This is a genomic window from Mucilaginibacter sp. (genome assembly GCF_965201005.1).
Taxonomy (GTDB): Bacteria; Bacteroidota; Bacteroidia; order Sphingobacteriales; family Sphingobacteriaceae; genus Mucilaginibacter_A.
This window is the reverse complement of the sequence record NZ_OZ241747.1, coordinates 3445962-3471521: the sequence shown is the minus strand read 5'-3', so window position 1 is coordinate 3471521 and position 25560 is coordinate 3445962. Positions and strand designations below refer to the sequence as shown.

The 25560-nt window shown below is 41.3% G+C and carries 26 protein-coding genes and 1 tRNA gene; 9 read left to right on the top strand and 18 right to left on the bottom strand.

Annotated features, from left to right (window positions below):
- The 4 genes from ACOFKR_RS15810 to ACOFKR_RS15795 all read left to right on the top strand — a co-directional run bounded on the left by ACOFKR_RS15810 (nucleotide 1) and on the right by ACOFKR_RS15795 (nucleotide 3247).
- Nucleotides 1–567 carry an RNA polymerase sigma factor gene (locus ACOFKR_RS15810; RefSeq protein ID WP_419801765.1) on the top strand — a complete coding sequence of 189 codons (567 nt, stop codon included), beginning with the start codon at nucleotides 1–3 and terminating at the stop codon, nucleotides 565–567.
- Entirely contained in the window at nucleotides 551–1321 is a 771-nt protein-coding gene (locus ACOFKR_RS15805; RefSeq protein ID WP_419801764.1) for a hypothetical protein, read from the top strand. Before ACOFKR_RS15810 ends, ACOFKR_RS15805 begins: the two co-directional genes overlap by 17 nt.
- Before the next feature lie 19 nt (nucleotides 1322–1340).
- Complete coding sequence (locus tag ACOFKR_RS15800) at nucleotides 1341–2171, top strand: outer membrane beta-barrel protein (protein ID WP_419801763.1); 831 nt, start codon at nucleotides 1341–1343, stop codon at nucleotides 2169–2171.
- A gap of 68 nt (nucleotides 2172–2239) precedes the next feature.
- Nucleotides 2240–3247: an ABC transporter ATP-binding protein gene (locus ACOFKR_RS15795; protein ID WP_419801762.1), complete on the top strand. Its 1008-nt coding sequence runs from the start codon at nucleotides 2240–2242 to the stop codon at nucleotides 3245–3247.
- On the opposite strand, the gene ACOFKR_RS15790 is transcribed toward ACOFKR_RS15795, so the two are convergent.
- The 16 genes from ACOFKR_RS15790 to atpD all read right to left on the bottom strand — a co-directional run bounded on the left by ACOFKR_RS15790 (nucleotide 3219) and on the right by atpD (nucleotide 20258).
- Entirely contained in the window at nucleotides 3219–3914 is a 696-nt protein-coding gene (locus ACOFKR_RS15790; RefSeq protein ID WP_419801761.1) for a TMEM175 family protein, read from the bottom strand. The genes ACOFKR_RS15795 and ACOFKR_RS15790 overlap by 29 nt on opposite strands.
- Nucleotides 3915–4117: 203 nt before the next feature.
- Nucleotides 4118–5368 (bottom strand): threonine ammonia-lyase IlvA, encoded by a 1251-nt coding sequence (gene ilvA, locus ACOFKR_RS15785; RefSeq protein ID WP_419801760.1) that lies wholly within the window; start codon nucleotides 5366–5368, stop codon nucleotides 4118–4120.
- A gap of 2 nt (nucleotides 5369–5370) precedes the next feature.
- Complete coding sequence (locus ACOFKR_RS15780) at nucleotides 5371–6885, bottom strand: 2-isopropylmalate synthase (protein ID WP_419801759.1); 1515 nt, start codon at nucleotides 6883–6885, stop codon at nucleotides 5371–5373.
- 83 nt (nucleotides 6886–6968) lie between these two features.
- Nucleotides 6969–7733 (bottom strand): class I SAM-dependent methyltransferase, encoded by a 765-nt coding sequence (locus ACOFKR_RS15775; protein ID WP_419801758.1) that lies wholly within the window; start codon nucleotides 7731–7733, stop codon nucleotides 6969–6971.
- Nucleotides 7730–8821, bottom strand: coding sequence for a 3-isopropylmalate dehydrogenase (gene leuB / locus ACOFKR_RS15770; protein WP_419801757.1), 1092 nt, complete (start codon nucleotides 8819–8821; stop codon nucleotides 7730–7732). The genes ACOFKR_RS15775 and leuB overlap by 4 nt, the downstream gene beginning before the upstream one ends.
- A gap of 135 nt (nucleotides 8822–8956) precedes the next feature.
- Complete coding sequence (leuD, locus tag ACOFKR_RS15765; RefSeq protein WP_419801756.1) at nucleotides 8957–9553, bottom strand: 3-isopropylmalate dehydratase small subunit; 597 nt, start codon at nucleotides 9551–9553, stop codon at nucleotides 8957–8959.
- A 56-nt stretch (nucleotides 9554–9609) separates the two neighbouring features.
- The gene (locus tag ACOFKR_RS15760) at nucleotides 9610–10002 is read right to left on the bottom strand and encodes a GxxExxY protein (protein ID WP_419801755.1); all 393 of its coding nucleotides are present in this window, start codon (nucleotides 10000–10002) and stop codon (nucleotides 9610–9612) included.
- 98 nt (nucleotides 10003–10100) lie between these two features.
- Complete coding sequence (gene leuC, locus ACOFKR_RS15755) at nucleotides 10101–11579, bottom strand: 3-isopropylmalate dehydratase large subunit (RefSeq protein ID WP_419801754.1); 1479 nt, start codon at nucleotides 11577–11579, stop codon at nucleotides 10101–10103.
- Nucleotides 11580–11680: 101 nt separating this feature from the next.
- Nucleotides 11681–12739: a ketol-acid reductoisomerase gene (gene ilvC / locus ACOFKR_RS15750; protein ID WP_419801753.1), complete on the bottom strand. Its 1059-nt coding sequence runs from the start codon at nucleotides 12737–12739 to the stop codon at nucleotides 11681–11683.
- A gap of 53 nt (nucleotides 12740–12792) precedes the next feature.
- Nucleotides 12793–13380 (bottom strand): O-methyltransferase, encoded by a 588-nt coding sequence (locus ACOFKR_RS15745; RefSeq protein ID WP_419801752.1) that lies wholly within the window; start codon nucleotides 13378–13380, stop codon nucleotides 12793–12795.
- 78 nt (nucleotides 13381–13458) lie between these two features.
- Nucleotides 13459–13824 carry a glyoxalase superfamily protein gene (locus ACOFKR_RS15740; RefSeq protein ID WP_419801751.1) on the bottom strand — a complete coding sequence of 122 codons (366 nt, stop codon included), beginning with the start codon at nucleotides 13822–13824 and terminating at the stop codon, nucleotides 13459–13461.
- 121 nt (nucleotides 13825–13945) lie between these two features.
- A complete protein-coding gene (ilvN, locus tag ACOFKR_RS15735) occupies nucleotides 13946–14566 on the bottom strand; it encodes an acetolactate synthase small subunit (RefSeq protein ID WP_419801750.1) in 621 nt (206 codons plus the stop codon).
- Between the two features lie 20 nt (nucleotides 14567–14586).
- Nucleotides 14587–16326: a biosynthetic-type acetolactate synthase large subunit gene (gene ilvB, locus ACOFKR_RS15730; RefSeq protein WP_419801749.1), complete on the bottom strand. Its 1740-nt coding sequence runs from the start codon at nucleotides 16324–16326 to the stop codon at nucleotides 14587–14589.
- A 43-nt stretch (nucleotides 16327–16369) separates the two neighbouring features.
- On the bottom strand, nucleotides 16370–18070 hold the full coding sequence (gene ilvD, locus ACOFKR_RS15725; protein ID WP_419801748.1) for a dihydroxy-acid dehydratase: 1701 nt from the start codon (nucleotides 18068–18070) through the stop codon (nucleotides 16370–16372).
- Between the two features lie 348 nt (nucleotides 18071–18418).
- Nucleotides 18419–18679, bottom strand: a complete 261-nt coding sequence (gene atpC / locus ACOFKR_RS15720) for an ATP synthase F1 subunit epsilon (protein ID WP_419801747.1) — start codon at nucleotides 18677–18679, stop codon at nucleotides 18419–18421.
- Nucleotides 18680–18752: 73 nt separating this feature from the next.
- Entirely contained in the window at nucleotides 18753–20258 is a 1506-nt protein-coding gene (atpD, locus tag ACOFKR_RS15715; RefSeq protein ID WP_419801746.1) for a F0F1 ATP synthase subunit beta, read from the bottom strand.
- 404 nt (nucleotides 20259–20662) lie between these two features.
- On the opposite strand from atpD, the gene ACOFKR_RS15710 reads away from it, so the two are divergent.
- From ACOFKR_RS15710 to obgE, 4 genes are all read left to right on the top strand, one after another.
- Nucleotides 20663–21124 carry a redoxin domain-containing protein gene (locus ACOFKR_RS15710; RefSeq protein ID WP_419801745.1) on the top strand — a complete coding sequence of 154 codons (462 nt, stop codon included), beginning with the start codon at nucleotides 20663–20665 and terminating at the stop codon, nucleotides 21122–21124.
- A gap of 60 nt (nucleotides 21125–21184) precedes the next feature.
- Nucleotides 21185–21258 (top strand) — tRNA-Arg (locus ACOFKR_RS15705).
- 54 nt (nucleotides 21259–21312) lie between these two features.
- Nucleotides 21313–21882: an adenylate kinase gene (locus ACOFKR_RS15700; protein WP_419801744.1), complete on the top strand. Its 570-nt coding sequence runs from the start codon at nucleotides 21313–21315 to the stop codon at nucleotides 21880–21882.
- A gap of 95 nt (nucleotides 21883–21977) precedes the next feature.
- Nucleotides 21978–22976 carry a GTPase ObgE gene (gene obgE / locus ACOFKR_RS15695; RefSeq protein ID WP_419801743.1) on the top strand — a complete coding sequence of 333 codons (999 nt, stop codon included), beginning with the start codon at nucleotides 21978–21980 and terminating at the stop codon, nucleotides 22974–22976.
- Nucleotides 22977–23145: 169 nt separating this feature from the next.
- On the opposite strand, the gene ACOFKR_RS15690 is transcribed toward obgE, so the two are convergent.
- Nucleotides 23146–24471, bottom strand: coding sequence for a paraquat-inducible protein A (locus ACOFKR_RS15690; protein WP_419801742.1), 1326 nt, complete (start codon nucleotides 24469–24471; stop codon nucleotides 23146–23148).
- 82 nt (nucleotides 24472–24553) lie between these two features.
- On the opposite strand from ACOFKR_RS15690, the gene ACOFKR_RS15685 reads away from it, so the two are divergent.
- Nucleotides 24554–24679, top strand: coding sequence for a hypothetical protein (locus ACOFKR_RS15685; RefSeq protein WP_419801741.1), 126 nt, complete (start codon nucleotides 24554–24556; stop codon nucleotides 24677–24679).
- Nucleotides 24680–24796: 117 nt separating this feature from the next.
- On the opposite strand, the gene ACOFKR_RS15680 is transcribed toward ACOFKR_RS15685, so the two are convergent.
- Nucleotides 24797–25435 (bottom strand): sugar transferase, encoded by a 639-nt coding sequence (locus tag ACOFKR_RS15680; RefSeq protein WP_419803653.1) that lies wholly within the window; start codon nucleotides 25433–25435, stop codon nucleotides 24797–24799.
- Nucleotides 25436–25560: the final 125 nt, after the last annotated feature.

The window sequence follows — 25560 nt, the reverse complement described above, 5'->3', positions numbered from 1 at the left end:
ATGATTGTTTTGGAAACCAGCATAACGGATGTAATACAGGGTTGCCTGCTTGGCAAGCGCAAAGCACAGGAAACGCTTTACAAACTTTTTGCTGCCAAAATGCTGGGCGTTTGCCTGCGTTACGCCACTGATAAAGCGGAAGCCGAAGATATGTTGCAAAATGGTTTTATTAAGGTTTTTGGCAAGATACAAGACTTTAAAGGTGAAGGTTCTTTTGAGGGCTGGATACGCCGGATTATGGTACACAGCGCAATAGAATATTACCGCAAACATCACAAAATGATGCAGTTGGTAGATTTGGAAACGCCCGGGGCAGAACAATCCGTTGATCCGGTTGCGGCCTGCAGCTTGGAGGCGAAGGATTTGCTGGCCATTATCCAAACCCTGCCGCCTGGTTACCGCATGGTTTTCAACATGTATGCAATTGAAGGTTATTCGCACAAAGAAATTGCCGGGGCAATGAACATTAGTGAAGGGGCATCAAAATCCCAACTTTCCAGGGCGCGTACAATTTTAAAAGAAAAAGTTAACCAAACAGAAAGGGCAAAGTATGAAAACTTCGGATAAAGAATTGGATGATTTGTTTGCTTCCGGATTGGATAATTTTGAAGCAGAACCTACCGCAAACTTGTGGCAAAATATAAGTATAGAATTGGATAGGAAAACGAAAAAGAAAAGTATTATTCCAATCTTGCGTATTGCAGCAGGAGTTGTGGTTGTGTTTTCGGTTGGGTTATTGTTTCTGCGGAAAGATGTACTGGTAAAAAACCCGCTTCCGAAAAAAACAGTTAAAGTTGTATTGCAAAAAATAGATCCAATTGAAAATCAAATCCAAAATTTAGGTGCTAAAAACAGCATGCTTCTTTTATCGGCTAAAAATAAGGTTGTAAAAGAAGCATCGGCAAAAGCTAAAATCAAAACGATTGCAACCCAGAATTTCATTCCTGTAAAACCTAAAGCTAAAAATAATCTGACCCAAACTTTGGCACAAGTTAAGCCTGATCCGGAAACCGAAAATCAAAAAAACAATTCAACTCAAATTGCTTTGGCCCCGGATATTTCCATTAGTTTAAACCCACAACCCGAAGAGGAAATTGTACTACCGGCAATTGTAAAACCAACGTTGCAAACTGCTGTAAATGTCCCACCAAAAACAAAACACAAACGTATCCGCAGCATTGGTGATGTGGTAAATCTGGTGATGGCCAAAGTGGATAAGCGCGAAGACAAACTGATCCAATTTACGGATAACGATGATGGCGACGAATCCAATGTTACCGGCATCAACCTTGGTTTTATCAGTATCAAAAAAGAAAAATAAACTTGTTTAATTATATATTATGAAACGTTTTTTAATGTTGTCCACTTTTTTGTTTTGCTTGTTTTCTAATGCTTTTGCACAGGTAAAAACAGATACAATACCCGGCAGCAATGCACCTGCCGACAGTGATTCTGCCAAGTATTATAAAACCAACCGGAAAATCATTAAGTTTCGGCTCAAGCTGGATTCGCTGCGTGCCCGGCCGCTGCCAATCACAACGGTTGGTTCTAAACTACATTTCGGCATTATATTTTCCCACTTTGATTTGGGTTTTTCCAGATTGGTGGACAATGGCAGTTTTACTTTATCCCCGGCAAATAAATTTTTGGATTATAAAGGCGGCAAAACGGCTTATGTTGGTTTTGATGTGTTGCAGTTGGGCTATCGTTTTAACCCGTATTTTAAAATTTATCTGGCCGGTGGTTTTGATTGGACACTGATCCGCTTGCGCCAAAATATCACCATTCAGCAAAATGCCCCAACCTTAACTTATACTACGGATCAGGTTGATTATAGTAAAAACCGTTTTTCGGCAAGTTATCTGCGCATTCCTTTAGCTTTTGATTTCCGGACGAAAGATGATAAGCGCGGCAACAAGTTTCGTTTTACTGTTGGGCCTGAAATTGGGTTTCTGCTGAACGGAAAAGTGAAACAGATCAGCGGCGAAATGGGCAAAAAGAAGTTTTACGACAACTACCATTTCAGCCAGTTTAGATATGGTGCTTACGCCCGCGCCGGTTATAAAAACCTGGGTTTGTTTGTAAAATATTACGGAAACAATATGTTTGAAAACAGCCCTAATCAAAACGGCTTAAAAAGTATGCATTTTGGGTTGACGTTTGGGTTGTAGGATTTAAAAACTATATTTTCAAATCCTGGTCGTCAAACCGGGATTTTTGTTTTACGTAACTTTGCTAAATGGCAGAAGCAATACCTTTTTTAGAGGTAAAAAATATAACCAAATTATTTGCAGGCGAAAAAACATCAGGTGTAAAAAATATAGATTTAAGTATTGCTGAAGGGAAAATCATGGCGATTATCGGCCAGAGCGGCAGCGGGAAATCTACTTTGTTAAACCTGATTTACGGTTTGATCGCTGCGGACGAAGGCAAAATATATCTTGAAGGCGAACGTGTTTGGGGGCCGGACGTAAAACTAATCCCCGGCCATGAGCAGATGAAAATGGTTACCCAGCAATCCGATCATTTAAATCTTTACGCCAAAGTTTGGGATAACGTATCATCACTTTTGCCCAATACAAACCTCGAATATAAATCCGCCAAAACTACGGAAGTGTTGCAGCAATTGCGTTTACTGGATTTGAAAAATCGGCGCGTGGCGGATTTAAGTGGCGGCGAACGGCAGCGGGTTTCTATTGCGCGTGCTTTGGTTTCCGGCCCAAAAGTTTTATTATTGGACGAGCCTTTTAATCAGGTCGATGCTTCTTTTAGGGATAATTTGCAGCAGGACATCCGGAAAATTGTGTTCCAAACAGGTTTAACGGTGATTATGGTTTCGCATGATCCGCAGGAAGTATTATCATTGGCCGATGAGCTGGTGGTTTTAAAAGACGGCGAAATTGTGGAAACCGGAAAGCCGCGAAATATTTACAATAATCCGCGAAGTTTGTATTCGGCCCAGCTTTTGTCCAATTGTAATATCCTGACAAAAGCACAAGCTTTAACTTGCGGGATTACGGCTGACGCATCTACAGTTGTTATTTATCCGGAATGGATTTCGGTAGAAAAAAACTTCGGCACCAAAAAACATGTGGTAAAAGAAGTATGGTTTAAAGGTACTTATGAAGAATTATTGGTTGCTTGTGATGATGTTGACTTGCGCGTTTTTCAATTTAAAATAAATGAATTTAAAGCAGGGGAATTTGTGAGCTTAAATTTTATGAAGTTTTTAGCATTTGGCGCCTAGATTTATTGTACTTGCTTCTAAGTAATCGGATCATTACAAGTGCTGGTAAAGACCACAATAAAGCAAGCTGTTTATCTTCTAAACCTGTTATCAATAGATTGGTAATAAATACAAAAAGAAATGTAACTACAAAAACAAGCGCAATGTTCTTTTGCAAATGATAAGTCAATAACTCTATATGTATTGGTTTGTCATTTCTCAATTCCGGATGTTTGATCAACACATAATATCTTAAATAAATTTCTGAGGCAAAGCATAAACCTAAAATTGCAAAGTAAATTGCAAAGTTTAATGAGGTCTTGACCAAATGGACAAGTACGGAAGCAGCGAAAGGAAACAAGCCGATACTGAACAGCAGCAAAAGATTACAAAAAACCAGGCCTCCGTCGTATTTTTTTAGATAACCAAAAAGTTTCAAATGGTCATACCAGGTGCGGCCGATAAAAAAGAAGCTAAAGGCATAAGCTATAAATATAGGAAGAAGATGTAGCAGGTGATGGGTAAGTTCTGCAGATGTGATCCTGATGCCGTTCGTATCCGGTATTTTAATATCAATGGCCATCAACGTAATTACGATGGCAAAAACAGCATCACTAAAAAGGATCATCCTTTCTAACTGAAACTCTTGTTTTACTTCTTCCTCAATTAACGATTCGGGAGATTGCATAATCTTCTTTTATAAAGCAAGTTAGGCTTCTAAAAAGAAAAAAAGAAATTTTAGCCTGTTTAAATTTTATATCAAAGAAAAGGTAATGCTTCTTTTACCGTATAAAATTTAGTATTGGCATCAATTATAAATAATCTACTTACCATTTTTTAGGTGATAAAAGAAGTATATAAAACACGTTCAGCAAAATTTTAAACAGGCTCTTAAATAAAGTATTCAAAAAGATTATCGTCTTTATTTAGCTCCTTGTAATCAAAGCGGTTTTCCACCATGCGCGTAATTAAAGCTTTGTAATCTTCCTTGTCTTTTAATTCAACACAAACCAAAGCCGGCCCGCTTTCGCGTTCTGTCTTTTTTACAAATTCAAAACGGGTAATGTCATCATTCGGGCCCAAAACCTTGTTGGCAAACAAACGCAAAGCACCCGGCCGCTGCGGAAAACGGATGATAAAATAGTGTTTTAAACCTTCATAAATTAAAGATCGTTCTTTGATTTCCTGCAAACGGTCAATATCATTATTGCCGCCACTCAATACGCAAACTACTTTTTTGCCAATGATTTTCTCTTTGCAGAAATCCAATGCCGAAACCGATAAGGCACCGGCAGGTTCGGCAACAATAGCATCTTCGTTATACAATTTTAAGATGGTGGTACAAACTTTTCCTTCCGGGATAAGCAGCATTCCGTCGAGTGCTTCTTTGCACATTTGGTAAGTTAACGAGCCCACACGTTTTACGGAAGCACCATCTACAAACTTGTTAATGCTGTCTAAAGTAATGGGTTGGTCGTTTTTGAGTGCTTCGTGCATAGATGGCGCACCTTCCGGTTCGGTTCCGATCAATAAAGTATCCGGTTTTTTTTGTTTGAAATAATTGCCGATGCCGGCTGAAAGTCCGCCGCCGCCAACCGGCATAATCAGCACATCAACGTCCGGCAATTGCTGTAAAATTTCTACACCTACGGTTCCTTGTCCTTCAATTACCAGCGGATGATCAAACGGCGGGATAAAAGCCATACCATGTTTTTCTGTGTATAAAAGTGCTTCTTTTAAACAATCGTCAAATGTATCGCCAATCAAAACTACTTCTACATGGCCGTTCCCAAACATTTTCGTTTGGTTAACTTTTTGTTTTGGTGTGATTTCGGGCATGAAAATAATGCCGTTCGTACCTAATTTATTGCAGGAATAAGCCACGCCTTGCGCATGGTTTCCGGCACTGGCACAAACAACACCTTTTTTCAATTGGGTTTGGCTAAGCTGACTGATTAAATTATAAGCACCGCGCAGTTTATAAGAACGGACGATTTGCAAATCTTCGCGCTTTAAATAAACTTCGCACTGATATTTTTCCGATAAACGTTCGTTAAATTCCAGCGGCGTTCTTTTAACCACATTTTTTAAACGTTCCAGCGCAGCGGCAGAATCTATTTTTACGGCTTCTTCTAACAGCATTTTCAGGACAAAAATTTGTTTACAGCATCTAAATAAGCATTGGCCGAAGCACGGACTATGTCCGTACTAAAACCATAACCATCATAATTTTTACCATCTAAAAGAAGCATCATATCTACCCGGCTGATATCATCGCTACCGCCGTGCATGGCTTGGATATTAAATTCTTTTAAGCTGGGTTTTTTGCCGATAATGCTTTCAATCGCTTTAATGGTTGCATTAACCGGCCCGTTTCCGGTTGCCGTGGCACTTTTTTCTTCACTGCTGATTTCTAAGGTCACGGTTGCTTCCGGCGTTGTATTTTCGCCCATCACTACTTTTAATGATTTCATTTTAATACTGCTGGCATTGTAGTTGCCTTCCGTACCATCGCCCATTAAAAAAAATAGATCATTGTCATTTATTTCTTTTTTCTGATCGGCCAAAGTCAAAAAACGGTGATAAACTTCATCCAGGTTCACCTTTTCGATCACGTAGCCCAAGCGTTCCAAGTGATGTTTCAACGCGTGGCGGCCGCTTCTGGCAGTCAACACAATTTCTGCGGAAGGAATGCCCACATCTTCCGGGTTGATGATTTCATAGTTTTCCCGGTGCTTTAAAAACCCATCCTGATGAATGCCGGAACTATGTGCAAAAGCGTTTTTGCCCACAATTGCTTTGTTTGGCTGCACCGGCATATTCATCATCCGGCTCACCATATTGCTCAAACTATAAAACTTTTTACTGTTGATGGTAGAATGCAAGTTTAATGTTTGATGTGTTTTCAAGATCATTGCCACTTCTTCCAACGAAGTATTTCCGGCACGTTCGCCAATACCATTGATCGTACATTCAATCTGGCGTGCACCGTTTTGTACACCTGCAATCGAGTTGGCCGTTGCCAAACCCAAATCGTTATGGCAATGAACAGAAATAATGGCCTGATCGATATTTTTAACATTTTCTTTCAGATAACGGATACGCGCGCCATAAGCATCCGGTAAACAATAGCCGTTGGTATCCGGAATATTAACCACCGTTGCACCGGCAGCAATTACCGCTTCAATCATGCGGGCCAGATATTCCAGATCGGCACGGCCGGCATCTTCCGCATAAAATTCGATGTCTTCTACAAAAGTTTTAGCATATTTTACGGCATCTACGCCGCGTGCCAAAATTTCATCACGCGTACTGTGGAATTTGTATTGAATATGCATATCCGAAGCACCAATTCCGGTATGGATACGCGGCCGTTTGGCATATTGCAGCGAAGCCACAGCCGAATCAATATCGCCTTTATTGGCGCGGGTTAAAGCACAAATGATTGGTTTAGTTACGGCTTTTGATAATTCAACCACACTTTGGAAATCGCCCGGACTGGAAATCGGGAAGCCTGCCTCAATCACATCCACGCCCAATAATTCGAGTTCTTTAGCTATTTCAATTTTTTCGGATGTGGTTAACTGGCATCCGGGAACCTGCTCGCCATCGCGCAAAGTGGTATCGAATATGTAAATATGATTTGGGTCGTGTAACATTTTTTTTGGTGTTAGTATTATATTCTGGCAATCAGCTATCAGCAATCAGGAACTATGCAAACTGATAGCTGATAACTGGCATCTCATACTTCTTTTATCGCTATAAATCTTAATCTTTTATAATCTGCGTACCACTCGCCATCGCGCTGATAATACGGTTCTAATTGTTGTGTCAGTTCTTGTAGGATTTCGGGTTGCTGTGCTTCTTTTATGCCTGTAAAAAAGTCGGGAGCAAACATCATGATCCATTTTTTTACGCCTTCCGCCTGATCTTGTAACAAAGTTTCCCGATCAAAATGTGCTGCATAGATTACCCGAAAACCAGCTTTTTCCAGCATTGACGCATATTCTCCAACGGAAGGGAAAAACAGATAATCCATTTCAGATTGTTGCTTGTATCCATATTGATCTAAAATATTTCTTAACGTAGAAATCATCAGCCCAACGTTTCCTTTGCCGCCCATTTCTGCAACAAAACGGCCGCCAGGTTTTAATGTCCTAAAAACAGCATCGATCATTTTGGGCTGATCTTTGACTTTGATCCAATGCAAAACCGCATTAGAAAAAACAGCGGTAAAAGAAGCATCGAAGCCCAGATTGGTCGCGTCTGCTACCTTAAATTCTGTTTCCGGATAATTTCTTTTAGCCTGATCAATCATTTCTGCGGAGCTGTCAACACCCAAAACCATCGCGCCTTTTTCCCGTATTTCATTCGTCAAAAAGCCGGAACCGCAGCCCAAATCCAGGATGTTTTCTCCAGGTTTTACTTCCAGCGTTTCCAGAAAGTTCGCGCCGTATTTATAAACAAAGTTGTGTTTCTGGTCGTACAGTTCAGCGTTCCATTTCATATCGAGACGGGTTGTTGCAGTTGTTCCAATAATTTTTGTCCCATTTGTTCCGTTCCCAAAACCTTGGTAACGTCATCTTTTGTATTGGCAATATCCGAAGTGCGATAACCGTTTTTCAGGGTTTGTTCTACAGCTTTGGTTACAGCTTTTGCTTCTTCTTTCAGGCCGAAACCAATTTCCAGCATAAGCGCAACCGATAGGATAGAGGCCAGCGGATTGGCAATGTTTTTTCCGGCAATATCATGCGCAGAACCATGGATCGGCTCAAAAAAACCTGTTCCATCACCAACAGAAGCTGAAGCCAGCATTCCCATAGAACCGGCGATTTGCGAAGCTTCGTCCGTCAAAATATCTCCAAATAAATTGGCTGTTAAAACCACATCAAATTTTTTTGGGTTTTTAACGAGTTGCATTGCTGCGTTATCCACAAACATGTGTTCCGTTTCCACATCAGGATATTCTTTCGCAATTTCCTGGACAACTTCGCGCCAAAGCCTGGAAGATTCCAAAACGTTTGCTTTATCGACCGAACACAATTTATGGCGACGCAAACGTGCTGCTTCGTAAGCTTTGCGGGCAATTCTTTCGATTTCGTAACGATGATAAATCATCAGGTCAGAAGCTGTATTGCGGTCTTCTGATCTTTTTTTCTCACCGAAATAAACATCGCCCGTCAGTTCCCGGAAGAACAAAATATCCGTTCCTTTTAAAATTTCCGGCTTTAAACTGGAAGCGTCCAGCAACTCGTCAAACAATAAAATCGGCCGTAAATTGGCATACAAACCCAATTCTTTGCGGATTTTCAGCAAACCTTGTTCCGGCCTTACTTTTAATGAAGGATCGTTGTCGTATTTGGTATGACCAACGGCACCGAACAAAATTGCATCGCTTTTGCGTGCTTTTTCCAACGTTTCGTTTGGTAATGGATTGCCCGTTGCTTCTATCGCGGCATGGCCCATCAATGCCGTATCAAAAGTAAAACTGTGGCCGTATTGATTGGCAATCTGTTCCAAAACGGCTTTGCCCCAAGTTGTAACTTCCGGGCCAATGCCATCACCAGGAATAATTAATATATGTTTAGTTGCCATTGTTTTTGTTCTTATTATCTTTTGTCATTTTGACTGAAAGGAGAAATCTTATTTCAATTTTTGTATGATAAAAGAAGCATCCAATCTTACTGCATCAAAACAGATTTCTCTCTTTGGTCGAAATGACAAAAGCAATCAAACCAGCTTGCTCCGTTCATAAGTTGCAATCCAATCTTTATTGTTTAAAATATAATCGATATCATCATAACCATTTAGCAAACAGGCTTTTTTGTAAGGATTGATCTCGAAGTTTTCCTGTTCGCCGGTACTGCAAATTTTTATGTATTGGCTTTCCAAGTCTACTTCAACTTCTGTATGCCGATCTTTTACAACTTCAGCAAAAATCCTGTCTAAAAAAACATCGCTCACCTGCACAGGAAGCAAACCGTTGTTCAGCGCATTCCCTTTAAAAATATCTGCAAAAAAACTGCTCACAACTACGTCGAAACCATAATCTGCAATTGCCCAGGCCGCATGTTCACGACTGCTGCCGCAACCGAAATTTTTACCGGCAACCAAGATTTTGCCCGAATACAATGGATTATTCAAAATAAAATCTGGTTTTGGTTTGCCGTCAATGTCAAAGCGCCAGTCGCAAAACAAATTTTGCCCAAAGCCTTCCCTTGTGGTCGCTTTTAAAAATCGCGCCGGGATGATTTGATCGGTATCAATATTCTCAACTTGTAGCGGCACTACGGTTGATTGGATGTGTTTGAAAATTTTAGTGGCCATTGTCTGAATCAGAATTTATAGGATTTTAGAATTACAGAATGTAAGTTCAAGTTAAATTAAGTTGATTTTAGTTTGATATCTCTTGGATTGTAGATTAACTTATATTGTAAACTTTGGCTTCCAAAATTAATGAGTAAACCTAATTTATAATCGTATGCTACAGTGTAGTTTTTTGCTTGTGCCAAATGCACATCTTCCAGATTAATAACTGCTTTCAGTTCTACGATCAATCTATTTTCAACTATAAAATCTGCTCTTCTTGTTCCAACATCTATTCCTTCGTAAAATATTGTTTGTTCTTGTTCTCTTGCAAAGCCAACACCTGCTTTTGTTAATTCAATTGCCAAACATCTTTGATAAATTACTTCTTGAAAACCGTTACCTAAAGTATTGTGAACCTTCATCGCACAACCAATTACTTTGTAAGTTAACTCATCTTTTTCTATCATGGATCAGAATTTTAGAGTGTCTTGATTAGAATTTACAGGATTTTAAAATATCCAGAATTCATATAGATTGTAATTTGTCAGCAATCATTCTGTTAATTCTAAAATTCTATAAATTCTGATTCCGAAAGTAGTTCCCGCACATCCGTAACCTTCCCCGTAACCGCCGCCGCCGCCGCCGTTAACGGACTCGCTAAAAATGTGCGCGCATTTGGACCTTGTCGTCCTTCAAAATTCCGGTTAGAAGTAGAAACACAATATTTTCCTGCCGGAATTTTATCTTCGTTCATGCCCAAACATGCGCTGCAACCCGGTTCGCGCAGCACAAATCCTGCGGATTCAAAAACCTTGTCCAAACCTTCGGCAATCGCTTGTAATTGCACTTGTTTTGATCCCGGAACGATCCAAGCTGTAACATGCGGCGCTTTTTCGCGTCCTTTTACAAACCCGGCCACCAAGCGCAAATCTTCAATGCGCGAATTGGTGCAACTGCCGATAAAAACATAATCAATCTGCTTGCCCAGGATTTCAATGTTATCCTGCAAAGCCATGTAATCCAGTGCTTTCTGATAAGAGAACTGCTCATGTTCGTCCAATGCTTCTTTTGCCGGTATATTTTGGGTGATGCCGATGCCCATTCCGGGATTGGTCCCATACGTGATCATCGGTTCGATATCTGCAGCATCGAACGATAAAACCTTGTCAAACACAGCATCTTCATCGGAAGATAAAGTTTTCCACCAAGCCAAAGCTTTGTCCCAGGCTTCGCCTTTTGGTGCAAATTCTTTATCTTTTACATAATCAAATGTTGTTTGGTCTGGTGCGATCATGCCGCCGCGCGCGCCCATTTCGATACTCATGTTGCAGATTGTCATGCGGCCTTCCATACTCAAACTTCGGATGGTTTCACCCGCATATTCCACAAAATAACCGGTGCCGCCAGCAGCCGAAATTTTAGAAATGATGTACAGGATAATATCTTTTGCGCCCACGCCAAACGGCAATTTTCCGTTCACTTCAATCTTCATTTGTTTGGGTTTGGATTGAAGCAAACATTGCGTGGCCAAAACCTGCTCAACTTGTGATGTACCGATGCCAAAAGCAATGGTGCCAAACGCGCCATGCGTTGAAGTATGGCTATCGCCGCAAACAATGGTTTTTCCCGGAACGGTGATGCCCAATTCCGGCCCGATCACATGTACAATTCCTTGGTAAGGATGGCCTAAACCGTACAATTCAACGCCAAATTCCCCGCAATTTCTAGTCAGCATATCAACCTGTTTGCGCGAAAGTTCTTCGCGGATTGGCTGGTCCTGATGCAAAGTCGGCACGTTATGATCTGCTGTGGCAACAGTTTGTTTAGTACGAAAAACCTGGATTCCACGATCCCGCAAACCATCAAAAGCTTGCGGACTGGTGACTTCGTGGATAAAATGCGTATCGATATACAACACATCCGGAAACCCCTCGGAATGGTTAACCACATGCGCATCCCAGATTTTATCAAATAATGTAGCCCCACCCCGGCCCGGCCCAAAAGGGAGGGAGGCGTTTGAGCTATCGCTGTTTTCTATTTCCATTGTCTAATTTCCATCATTAAGGAAAGTCCTCTCCTTTGGAGAGGATTTAGGTGAGGCTTTTAAAGAACTGCTTCTTTTATCGACCTAAAACTTGCAACTTCTTATGCTTCCACTTCCTGATTTTCAGGGCGTAAGCTTCTTACTGTTTTGCCAGCCTGCCAGATTTCGCTTTCTCGTAATTCGGCTAATTCAGCATCCAGTTTTTCGCGGTAATCCGGCTGGCTGTTAGAATCGATCGAGCGTTGTGATTCTTTTCCTGTTGCTACGCTTTCATATAATTCTTCAAAAACAGGTTTGGTTGCATCACGAAATTTTTTCCACCAATCCAGCGCGCCGCGTTGTGCCGTTGTAGAGCAATTGGCATACATCCAATCCATGCCGTTCTCTGCAACCAAAGGCATTAAAGATTGCGTTAGTTCTTCCACCGTTTCGTTAAAAGCTTCGGAAGGAGAGTGGCCTTTGCTGCGTAAAACATCATATTGTGCAGCAAAAATTCCCTGGATACAACCCATCAAAGTTCCGCGTTCGCCGGTCAGATCGCTATAAACTTCTTTTTTAAAGTTGGTTTCAAACAGATAACCGCTTCCAACCGCAATTCCCAAAGCAATCACCCGGTTAAACGCATTTCCGGTTGCATCCTGGAAAATCGCGTAGCTGGAATTTAAGCCGCGGCCCTGCAAAAACATGCGACGCAATGATGTTCCAGAACCCTTTGGCGCAACTAAAAACACGTCAACATCTTTTGGCGGAATAATGCCGGTTTGTTCGTTAAACGTAATCCCGAAACCGTGAGAGAAATACAAAGCTTTGCCCGGTTTTAAATGTTTTTGAACGGTTGGCCACAATTTAATTTGCGCTGCATCACTTAAAAGGTAGCAAATAATGGTTCCTTTTTCTAAAGCTTCTTCAATCTCAAAAAGCGTTTCGCCTTCCACAAAACCATCGCGAACGGCTTTATCCCATGATTTTGAATTTTTACGCTGACCAACAATTACGTTGATCCCGTTGTCTTTTTGATTTAACGCCTGCCCCGGACCTTGCACGCCGTAACCAATTACCGCCACAGTTTCGTTTTTCAAAATATCCTGCGCTTTTGATAAAGGAAATTCTTCGCGGGTTACTACATTTTCTTCAGTTCCACCGAAATTTAGTTTTGCCATTTTTTTTGTTGTTTATGATTGCACCGGTTTTATTGGTTACATCGATGCTTGGTTTATAGATTGATATTAAGTTTTACTGCAATTATAATTCCTGAAGCCCAATTAAGCTTTGTTAGTTTTAAGTCTGATCGGTTTTCTAAATATTTAATCAAGTCCGACGCTTTTTCTTCATGTCCTTCAGGCCAGTTTTGCTGAGGCAACATATCATCAATTATGTAAAAACCTCCGCTTTCTAATAGCTCCAAAGTTTCATCCAAGTTATTATACTTTCCCGCCCAAGTATCTGCAAAAATATAATTGAATTTATGTTGAGAGTTGTTTTTGATCCAGTCGCCGGCATCTATGCAAATCAAATCCAACCTTTCATCTTCGCCTAAATATCTTTGTGCAATTGCCTGCACATCTACATCATTGTCAACAGAAACCAACTTAGATTTTGCATCCATTCCTTGTAAAATCCAAGCGGTCGAAAGCCCTGTTCCTGTCCCCAATTCCAAGAATTTTCCATTGGGTTTCGATGCGGCCAACGTGCAAAGTAGAGAACAGGTTTGCAACTCAGATGGCATTGTAAAACCTTGTTCCTCAGTTGCTAAACTAATAGCTGCATAAGCCTTTGGTTGTTTTATTTCGATTTCTGTCATGCTATTTATGCTGTTTTTACCACACTAATTTTAGGTCGATAAAAACAGTATCTGTTAATTTCAATTTTACCTCAAACCTCAAATCTTCCGTTCGTCAAATATTAACTGATTGCCAAATGGGTCATGCACGGTCATGCTCCAGGTATCGTAAAATGTTTCTTTCAAACCGGGCTTGCCATATTTGTAGTTTTTGTTATTTAATTTTTGCTGAAATTCTTTCAATCCCGTACAGTAAATATGTAATTGCGTTCCGGGCGTTCCGTCTCCGTGATGCTCACTTAAATGAAGTTGTATTCCTTCCGCAGAAACCTGCATATAAAGTGGGAAGTTTTCTTCAAACCGATGTTCCCAGTCGATTTTGAAACCCAGCCAGTCCACATAAAATTCTTTAGCTTTTGCTTCATCAAATATTCGGAGGATAGGAATCACACTTTGCGCTTTCATCTTACTTTTCTAACTGAATATTATTTCATCAATGCTTCTTTTAGCACACCTTTTTTTATCTGATAAAAAGAAGCATTTAGTCGGGCTGAAGAGATGATTGTTAAACACTAAAAGCCGTCTTCTACATCGTAAAAATCTTGTCCCGGTTACTTAAAAACTCGTTTTCAATCACTTCCTGGCCAGGCTCCAATTGTTCAAATTCACGCAATTTCCGGTTAAAACCTTCGCTGCTTTTGATGATCGCAATGCGTGCACTCCGCACAAATTCGATCAAACCGTAAGGCTGTAAGGCATTCAACAAGTTTTCGGTTTCGGTACGATGGCCGGTCGTTTCAAAAACGGTATAATCTTTTCGGATGACCACCGCGCGGGCACCATGTTCGCGCAGCAAACGTTCCACCAAAACCTTTTCGGCAATCGTATCTGTAGGAACTTTGTACAAAGCCATTTCCTGCCAGATAATTTCTTCGTTAGTATGATAATATACCTTCAAAACCTCTACCTGCTTCTCAATTTGCCTTGACAGTTTTCGTACCACATCTTCCGTTTCGGTAATAACGATGTCAAAACGATGGATACTGTCGATTTCCGAAGGCGATGTGTTCAGGCTTTCGATATTGATTTTTCGGCGCGTAAAGATTATCGCGATCCGGTTTAACAAACCGATCTGGTTTTCCGTGTAAACAGTAATGTTGTATTCCTGCTTTCCGGTGATGATGTCACTTAAATGTTGTATGCTCATTTTGCTGTTTTTAAGGTGGATTATTTCAGCCTGATCTCACTCACACTGCAACCTTGCGGCACCATTGGGAAAACATTGTTTTCCTTCGTTACCATTACTTCCAGCAAATAAGAACCTTTGTGTTCCAGCATTTCTTTCAAAGCAGATTGTAGGTTTTCTCTTTCAGAAATACATTTTCCGGCAATTTGGTAAGCAGCTGCAACCGACACAAAATCAGGGCTTTGTATATCTACAAAAGAATAACGCTTTTCGTTGAACATGTCTTGCCACTGCCTCACCATTCCAAGAAAGCGGTTGTTTAAAATAAGCATTTTGATATCAATGCCGCATTGCATGATTGTCCCCAGTTCCTGTATCGTCATCTGGAAACCGCCATCTCCTGACACAGAAACCACCGTGCGTTCCTGCGCGCCAAACTTGGCACCAATTGCTGCCGGAAGTGCAAAGCCCATCGTGCCCAAACCACCGCTTGTAATATTGCTGCGCGTTTGGTTAAATTTTGCATACCGGCACGCAACCATTTGATGCTGACCAACATCTGTAACAATAATCGCTTCGCCGTTAGTCAGTTCGTTCAACTGATTAATCACTTCGCCCATCGTGAGTTCGCCAGTTTGCGGATGTAGTTCATTGTTAATTACAACATCGTTTTCCTGCTGCTGATAGTTTTTAAATTCCTGCAACCATTCCGGATGCTTCTTTTGATGGCATAAATTCATTAATAAGGGAAGCGTTTCCTTACAATCGCCCCAAATGGGAACGGTAGTTTGTACATTTTTGTCGATCTCTGCCGGATCAATATCTAAATGGATGATCTTGGCTTGTTTGGCATACTTGTCCAACCGGCCGGTCACGCGGTCATCAAAACGCATCCCGATGGCAATCAAAACATCACATTCATTAGTCAGCACATTCGGGCCGTAATTTCCGTGCATGCCCAGCATCCCAACATTTAATTCGTGGTCTGTAGGAATGGCGCTTGCGCCCAAAATAGTCCAGGCAGCAGGAATATTTGTTTTCTCAATAAAAGCCTGAAATTCTTTTTCCGCTTTTCCCAAGATCACACCTTGTCCCCAAATTACAAAAGGTTTTTTTGCCTGGTTGATGAGTGCGGCAGCCTGTTCAGCATATTCATTCCGGACAATTGGTTTTGGGCGGTAACTACGGATGTGGTTGCACTTTACATAACCTTCAAAATCAAACTTTTGGATTTGTGCATTTTTGGTGATATCAATCAAAACCGGGCCAGGGCGACCGCTGCGTGCAATGTGGAAAGCTTTTGCCAGCACTTCCGGGATTTGGTCTGCTTCCGTAACCTGATAATTCCATTTGGTGACCGGTGTGGTAATGTTGATCACATCTGTTTCCTGAAATGCGTCCGTTCCCAACAAATGCGCAAAAACCTGCCCGGTGATACAAACCAATGGCGTACTATCTATCTGAGCATCAGCTAATCCCGTAATTAAATTAGTTGCGCCAGGGCCGCTCGTTGCAAATACAACGCCCACTTTCCCTGATGAGCGCGCATAACCCTGGCCAGCATGGATTCCACCTTGTTCATGGCGCACCAAAATATGGTTCAGCTTTTCCTTATAATCGTAAAGCGCATCGTAAATCGGCATGATCGCGCCGCCCGGATAACCAAAAATGGTATCCACACCTTCGGCAATCAAGCCTTCCAATAATGCTACAGAACCGGAAACCTCAACGGTTTCCTTTTTTTTCGGGGCGGTCAACAGTTCTTCTTGGGCAACTTCCATCGTATTTTGTTTTGAAATGAATGCTTCTTTTATCGGTATATTTTCATTGATCGGTTACGCAACCTTCGGCGGCGGTAGATACTTGTTTGGCATATTTATATAAAATGCCTTTTGTTGCTTTTAAAGCCGGTTGCCGCCATTTTGAACGGCGGTTGGCAATCTCTTCCTCGGGCACCATCAGTTTTATTGTCCTGCTGATGGCATCGATTTCAATCCGGTCTTCATCTTTTACCAAAGCAATTGTTCCGCCATCGAAAGCTTCAGGAGTAATGTGGCCAACTACAAAACCGTGAGTTCCGCCGCTAAAACGGCCGTCGGTAATCAGGGCAACGCTACTTCCCAAACCTGCACCAAAAATGGCCGAAGTGGGTTTCAGCATTTCCGGCATGCCCGGAGCTCCTTTTGGCCCGACGTTTCTGATCACTACTACGTCGCCGGGTTTAACCTTACCGCTTTGGATGCCGTGGATCAGTTCAAACTCACCATCAAAAACGCGTGCCGGCCCTTCAAAACGTTCGCCTTCTTTACCGGTAATTTTTGCCACGCTGCCACCTTCTGCCAGGTTTCCATAAATAATCTGCAAATGGCCGGTTTTTTTTATCGGGTTTTCTGCCGGAAGTATTACTTTTTGTGTGTCAAAATCGATTTCTGCCACGTCTGCCAAATTTTCTGCAATTGTTTTTCCGGTAACGGTTAAGCAATTGCCATTAAGCCAGTCTTTTTTCAGTAGATATTTCATCACGGCAGGTATGCCGCCAACTTTATGCAAATCTTCCATCATGTATTTTCCGCTCGGTTTCATATCTGCCAAAACCGGGATTTTATTGCTGATGGTTTGAAAATCGTCCTGAGTTAATGGTACATCCACACTTTTGGCCATCGCGATCAAGTGTAAAACGGCATTGGTTGATCCGCCCAAAACCATGATTAGCACGATGGCATTTTCAAATGCTTTACGCGTCATGATGTCGCTTGGCTTGATGTCTTTTTCGAGCAAAAGCTTAATCGCTTTGCCAGCAGCCAAACATTCGGCATCTTTTTCCGGACTGATTGCCGGATTAGAAGAAGAATAAGGCAAACTCATGCCCAAAGCTTCGATTGCCGCAGCCATCGTGTTGGCTGTGTAAATCCCACCGCAGGCACCGGCGCCCGGGCAGGCATTTTTAATAATTTCCTTAAAATCGAAATCGTTTATTTGTCCGGCAATCTTTTTTCCCAACGCTTCAAACGCAGAAATGATGTTTAAATCTTCGCCTTTGTAATGACCGGGTTTGATTGTCCCGCCATAAACCATAATAGCAGGACGGTTCAATCTTCCCATCGCCATGATCGAACCCGGCATGTTTTTGTCGCAGCCAGGCAGAGCGATCAACGCATCGTAATATTGTGCCCCGCAAACGGCTTCGATGGAATCTGCGATAATATCACGGCTTACCAAGGAATAACGCATTCCGTCGGTGCCGTTGCTCATGCCATCGCTTACGCCAATTGTATTAAAAATCAAACCAACCAAATTTTCCTGCCAGATGCCTTCTTTTACAATTTGGGCAAGGTCGTTCAGGTGCATGTTGCAGGTATTGCCGTCGTAACCCATGCTGGCCACGCCAACCTGCGCTTTTTGCATGTCGTCGTCCGTCAGCCCAATCCCGTAAAGCATGGCCTGCGCCGCCGGTTGCGTTGGATCTTGGGTAAAAGTTTTGCTGTATTTGTTAAGTATCCCCGCTGTTATTTCTATATTTTCCATTAAGCCAGTTGTAAACTATAATCACTGCTTTTGTTGCTTTATTGACTATTTGTAAGGTAAATACTTGCCTGATGTTTACCAATACTAATTTTAATAAAATAAAAAAATATTTTATTCTTTTTAATAGGTAGAAATAAAAATTTAATTTCTTAAAATTATTAAAATGTAAAATTATAATTGTGTTCTACTATACCAAAACTCAATCTGGTATTTAGTATAGATTTTTGCTAAATAACGTTAGCGATCACTTTTCTGCCCAAATTTCATCACTTGCGAAAAAAACTGTTTAAAAAAATGGCAAAAAAAAACCCGGCAATAAGCCAGGTTTTATATCGATAAAAGAAGTATCTATTCTGCCATTGATTCCACACCTTCGGCCAATAGCATTACTTTATTGTCAAGCACTTCAATCACGCCACCTTTGATAAAAAAAGTTTGCGATTTAATACTGGAACCGGTGTGGACTACAATCTTGCCATGTTCTAATGTAGAAATAATAGGCGCGTGATTGTTCAAAACTTCAAACGAACCAATCGTGCCCGGAACAATAACTGATGCAATTTCTCCTTCAAAAAATTTTTTGTCAGGTGTGATGATTTCTAAAGTCATATAGTTCTGAGATGAGGGACTTGGGGTGAAGGATTTAAGGTCAAAAATGCTCTAACCCCATACCTCAAACCGGTTAGTCATTTGCTTCAACTAATAATTTTTTACCTTTTTCGATAGCTTCTTCAATGCTTCCAACCAAATTAAAAGCACCTTCGGGATATTCGTCCACTTCACCGTCCATAATCATGTTGAAGCCTTTGATGGTTTCTTTAATATCAACCAATACTCCTTTTAGCCCGGTAAATTGTTCGGCCACGTGAAAAGGCTGAGATAGGAAACGCTGCACACGGCGGGCGCGGGAAACGGTCAGTTTATCTTCTTCAGACAATTCGTCCATACCTAAAATGGCGATAATATCCTGCAATTCTTTGTAACGCTGCAAAGTTTCTTTTACACGTTGGGCAGTATTATAATGTTCATTGCCCAGAACAGAAGCACTTAAAATACGGGAAGTAGAATCCAAAGGGTCCACAGCCGGATAAATACCTAATTCTGCAATTTTGCGGGATAGGGAAGTTGTGGCATCCAAGTGGGCAAAAGTAGTTGCCGGAGCCGGATCCGTCAAATCATCCGCAGGTACGTAAACTGCTTGTACAGAAGTGATTGAACCACGTTTGGTAGAAGTAATGCGTTCCTGCATCAAGCCCATTTCTGTGGCCAGCGTTGGTTGATAGCCTACTGCAGATGGCATACGGCCTAACAAAGCGGATAATTCTGCACCGGCTTGTGTAAATCGGAAAATGTTATCTACGAAGAACAAAATATCTTTTCCCTGACCTTCGCCATCACCATCGCGAAAATATTCTGCAACCGTTAAACCGGATAAGGCCACACGTGCACGCGCGCCCGGAGGCTCGTTCATTTGCCCGAAAACCAGGGTTGCTTTAGATTCTTTCAGTTTTTCTTTATCTACGGAAGGCAAATCCCAATCGCCTTTTTCCATAGAGTGTAAAAAAGCATCACCGTAATTAATAACGCCGGATTCGATAAACTCGCGCAGTAAATCATTTCCTTCGCGGGTACGCTCGCCAACACCGGCAAAAACAGATAAACCGGCGTAAGCTTTGGCAATATTGTTGACTAACTCCATGATCAACACGGTTTTACCAACACCGGCACCACCAAACAAACCAATTTTGCCGCCTTTGGTATAAGGGGCCAGCAAATCGATTACTTTGATCCCGGTAAATAAAACTTCCGTTTCTGTTGATAACTCATCAAAACGCGGCGGTGCTTTATGGATCGGTGAACCCTGTGAATTGTCTATTTTGTTTATCCCATCAATCGCCTCGCCCACAACATTGAACAAGCGGCCTTTTATCTGATCGCCAACAGGCATTTTGATTGGCGAGTTGGTATCGCTAACCGGCATTCCGCGCAACAAACCATCGGTAGAATCCATAGCAATTGTCCTTACCCGGTCTTCCCCCAAATGCTGCTGAACTTCTAAAACAACTTTTTGTCCGTTGTCTTTAGTAATTTCCAGCGCATCAAATATTTTTGGCAGGTGCGCGTCATCCGCAAAACTTACGTCAACTACAGGACCGATAATTTGTACTATTTTTCCAACGTTTGGCATATATATTTTTATTGATATAAGCTTAATAGTGCTTTTTTTGGATTGCAAAAGTACGTTTTATGCCCAACATTTGCAATGCTAAACAGAAAGAAATTATTACAAATACAAAGCTTTTTGCAGATAATATTAAAAAACAGCTTTGTTGTTTTAAGGCCTGTGTAAATACCTGTCAGCAAGGATGCTATGCTTCTTTTATGCCTGTAAATTTTGTTTTTATAATCGCTGTTGCTGGCAAATTACCAAATTTTAGGTGGTAAAAGAAGCATCAGAAACAAGCTTTGATCAAACTCAACCAGACCCAAAAAAGTAATGCTTCTTTTATGCCATAAATTTGGGGTTAAGCCTGTTCCCTTGTTTGCTAAAAATAAATTGTGGTAATTTTGGCCTTTCTAAAACTAAATATCATGACGGTTCAAAAAGGGCAGCCTGCCCCTCAGTTTACTTTGTTTTCTTCGGATCTGAAATCGGTTTCCTTGTCAGATTTTGCCGGTAAAAAAGTGATTATCCATTTCTTTCCGATGGCTTTTACCGAAACCTGCACCACACAACTGTGCACCATGCGTGATAATTTTAGCTTTTACGAAGGTGTAAACGCACAAGTTCTGGGTATTTCTGTTGATTCGCCGTTTACTTTGGCCAAGTTTAAAGAAGAGCAGCATTATCAGTTCCCGCTGCTTTCTGATTTTAACAAAGAAGTTTCCGCCAGTTACGGTGCTTTGTATCAAGAGTTTGTTTTTGGGTTGAAAGGTGTATCTAAAAGAGCCGCTTTTGTATTGGATGAAAACCAGGACATCATTTACGCAGAAGTATTGGAATCTGCCAAAGACCTGCCGGATTTTGCCGCAATAGATGCTTTGGTTAAGTAATTTTAAAAAAATTATAACGGATCAAAAAGATATTCTATTTTTGCAGTCCGTTTGCAAAAAGCACTTGTAGCTCAATTGGATAGAGCATCTCACTACGGATGAGAAGGTTTGGGGTTCGAATCCCTACAAGTGCACTTTATAAAAGCCTTCCCGGTTGTTGCCGCGAAGGCTTTTTAAATGAAAAACCCATGCTTAATTTAGTATTGTTTGGCCCTCCAGGTGCCGGAAAAGGTACGCAATCCGAAAACCTGATCAATCATTATCAACTGGTGCATGTTTCTACCGGTGATATTTTTAGGGCACATATTAAAAATCAAACGCCTCTTGGCCAGCAGGTCAGTCAGATTTTGGCCGATGGAAAATTAGTAACCGATGACATCACCATCGCCATGCTGGAAGAAGAAGTGAAGCAAAACCCGCAAGCCAAAGGTTTTATTTTTGACGGTTTCCCACGGACTGTTCCGCAGGCAGAAGCACTGGATGCATTGCTTGCCACAAAAAACGAAAAAATTGACGCCGTGATTGCTTTGGATGTTACGCAGGAAGAACTGACGCGCCGTATTGCCGAACGCCATAAAATCACCAACCGCCCGGATGACAATGCTGATAAATTAGTAAAACGCATTGAAGAATATTTTACCAAAACCATTTTAGTTTTACCTTATTACGAAGCGCAAGGCAAATTGGATAAAGTGAACGGTATTGGTGAGATCGACCGGATTTTTGCTGATTTATGCAAGGTAGTTGATGGTATTTAGTTGATAGCTAATAGTAATCGGCTTTCGACTATCTGCAATGAACTATTAACCATAACCCGTTAACTATCAATACTTCTTTTATCACCTAAAAATTCATGTCCCAGGGTTCAAACTTTGTTGATTACGTCAAAATCTGCTGCCGGTCAGGCCACGGCGGGGCAGGTTCTGCGCATTTGCATCGCGACAAACACACGGCAACCGGCGGCCCGGATGGCGGCGATGGCGGCCGCGGCGGCCACGTAATTGTAAAAGGAAACGCACAGTTGTGGACGATGCTTCACCTTAAATTCCGCAAACATGTGATTGCCGAAAGCGGCGGTTCCGGCGGAAGTGCCACCAGTACCGGCAAAAGCGGTAAAGACGAAATATTGGAAGTTCCATTAGGCACCATTGCCAAAAATGCCGAAACCGGAGAAATTTTATTTGAAATTACCAAAGATGGAGAAACAAAAATACTAACGCCCGGCGGCCGCGGCGGCTTGGGCAACTGGCATTTTAAATCGGCCACACAGCAAACGCCGCGCTTTGCACAACCCGGCGAAGATGGCCGGGAAGACTGGAACGTGCTAGAACTAAAGGTTTTGGCCGACGTTGGTTTAGTTGGTTTCCCTAATGCCGGCAAATCAACTTTGTTATCCGTAGTGAGCGCGGCCAAGCCGGAAATTGCCGATTATGCATTTACCACGCTGGTTCCAAATCTGGGAATTGTAGCTTATCGTGATCAAAAATCCTTCGTGATGGCTGATATTCCGGGTATTATTGAAGGTGCATCCGAAGGTAAAGGTTTAGGGATCAGGTTTTTAAGGCATATTGAAAGAAATTCGGTTTTGCTGTTTATGATCCCGGCGGATACGAACAGAACATTAACCGAGGAGTACGAAATCCTGCTGAACGAACTGGAACAATACAACCCGGAACTGATGCAGAAACCACGCGTGCTGGCCGTTACCAAGGCGGATTTGCTGGACGATGAACTGCAGCAGGAAATGAAAGCGGAACTGCCGCAACATATTCCGGCAATTTTTATTTCTTCCGTACAGCAAAAAGGTTTAACGGAACTGAAAGATTTGCTTTGGAAAGCAATCAATGCCTGATGCTGTTTTTATCGGTATAAAATTCAATTTTATTCAACCCAGATAATTTTAATGAAATTTAGGCCGGTAAAAACAGCATGTTGCAATGCTTCTTTTACCGGCCTTTTTTTGGTTTGGGCAGAGGCGTTGTTTACAAAATCCCTGCTGTTGTCACAAAAGTCATAAATTTTTAAATTTCGCTTTCTTCGTCATCGTGTCGCCCTTTTTCTTCCGCAGGCAAAATCACCCTTTTTAAAATTTCAGACATCAGTAAACTGAAGATCACAAACGATAAAAAAATCATGAAACCGGGCTGCAAAGCCGTGTTGTTGGTGGTTACGGTAGATAAATAGCTGTTTTTGATGTTCAGTTCGGCCAGTTGGCTGTCCAAAATACCGTTAAAAGCCAGATAAGTCATCATAATGGCAACCACCATCACATCGGCCATACTCCATTTCCCGGAGTCAAAAGCGAAATAATGGATCAGTTTGCCGCGGCTCCACCGGCCTTCGCTGCCAAATAAATACACTATTGCCGTGGTCAGTTTGCTGATTGGGAACACAATACTGAAGCAAAAAATCAGCACGCCTACGGCAATAGATTCCGGTGCGGTTGCTTTCAGCAAAATCATCACTACTTCTAAAATACCCTTGCTTTGGAAAAACAGGATCTGGTTTTTAAAAACCATGTGCTGGCCTAAAATACTGAAATCCACCAGTTTGATCCGTGCTTCCACATCAATCATGGTAGAACTCACCCCGACGACCAGCAAAACAGCAGCCGCTAAAATCGAAACCGCAAAAAGTGATTTATGCAAAGATTTATTGCCCTTAACAATCATCCAAACAATCAAAAACAATACTGCACCGCCCATCATGCCATAAGCATAATTGCGGCTTTCCATTTTGTTGTTCATCAAAATCAGGTCTGTTTTTTTCTGAAACCCATCTGCGTCCTGCACATTATATTTTCGGTAAAGTTTAGTGCGTACCGCGTTTTCGGCAGTGATGGAACTATCAAACGTAGTTTTTTCCAGTTCTTTAAACTTGCTGCTGGCCAGGCGTTTTAACCGGCGTTTGCTGGATGGTTTGTTAACCTGTTTGATAATTTCTTTGGCAAAACCCGGCACTTGCGCCCGAAGTTCTTTCTCGTTTACAAAAACCTTGACGGCCGCCTTTTTCAGCTTTCCGATCAGCGTTTTTTGTGGCCGGTTGATGATTCCAATGGCTTTGGTGATCAGTGCGTTCATGATCTGTTCAATTTCTTTTTGCAGATCTTTTTGCTGACCGGAAGTAAAATTGAAACCCGAAATCTGCCGGTTGATGATCAGCGAAACCTTGTCCTTCCAGGCGTTGATGGAAAGCAGGCCAAAAGTAATATTGTTGAGCGTGGCAAAATCTTCCTGTACCTGCTTTTCCTCCTGCGATAAATAATATACTTTATTGCCGCAGTAAGCCATCGCACCGGCAATCAGCAACATCGGAACCAGAATTAAAATAGCGTATTTTTTGAGCATTTACCTATCAGTTAAGTTTATTATGTGCTGTGAACACAATTATAATCCGAATGTTTTACGTTTAATTAATGCCAAAAGATTTATGCCGAAAGAATTATTTTTAACCGGAAATGAACAAAAAACTTTTCGGGTATACATCAAATTTGATGAGGCAGGAGCCACGCTAAACTTTATCGGAGATTGTTATGATGCTTCTTTTACCACCTAAAATTTGGTGGATTTTTTTATATCATGTGGTAACTTGCAATTTGAATCAATACTTAAAACTGTAAAATTAGTCGGTAAAAACAGTATATAGTTGGGTAAAATATATTTATAGTTTAATTTAATAAGCCCCACCAGTGCTCAACACCACTTTTGGCGTTTTCAAGATGATTTTTAAATCTGTGAACAGGCTAAAAGATTCGATATAGTGTATGTCCGGCTCAATCATGTAAGTTGCGCTGGTGTTATTTATACGGTTTTCTATTTGCCATTTCCCGGTAATGCCCGGTTTGAGTAAAGATCTGATCTGGTTAAAATCTTGCAAATCATCCAGCATAAATGGTACAAGCGGCCGTGGCCCTACAATGCTCATATCACCGTTCAGCACATTAAAAAGCTGTGGGAGTTCATCAATGCTTGTTTTACGGATGATTTTCCCGACCGCGGTTACACGACCATCTTGCTTTTGTTTAAAAAGCACGCCACGGTTTTTTGCTTCTGCATAAGCCTGAAAATCCTCTTTACTATAACATTGTTCAGTTACCATCGATCTGAATTTTAAGCAATGAAATTGTTGCCCAAATAAACCGATCCGTTTGTTGGTATAAAATATAGAACCTTTTGAAGATAATTTAATCAATACCGCTATCAGTAGAAAAAGAGGCGAAAACAAAAATATCAACAATATGGAGAGGATGATATCAATCAGTCTTTTTATTTTTAACTGTAATATCTTGGTGTATAAGACATGTTCTATCATTACCTTCCGTTCTTTAAAACAGCTTTGATAATCAGGTATAATTATATTCATGGGCAAATATTTATCCTTGTAAAGGCACATTACAAATAGGCATAAATTTCCCACAATGTAAAATTTTATCATAA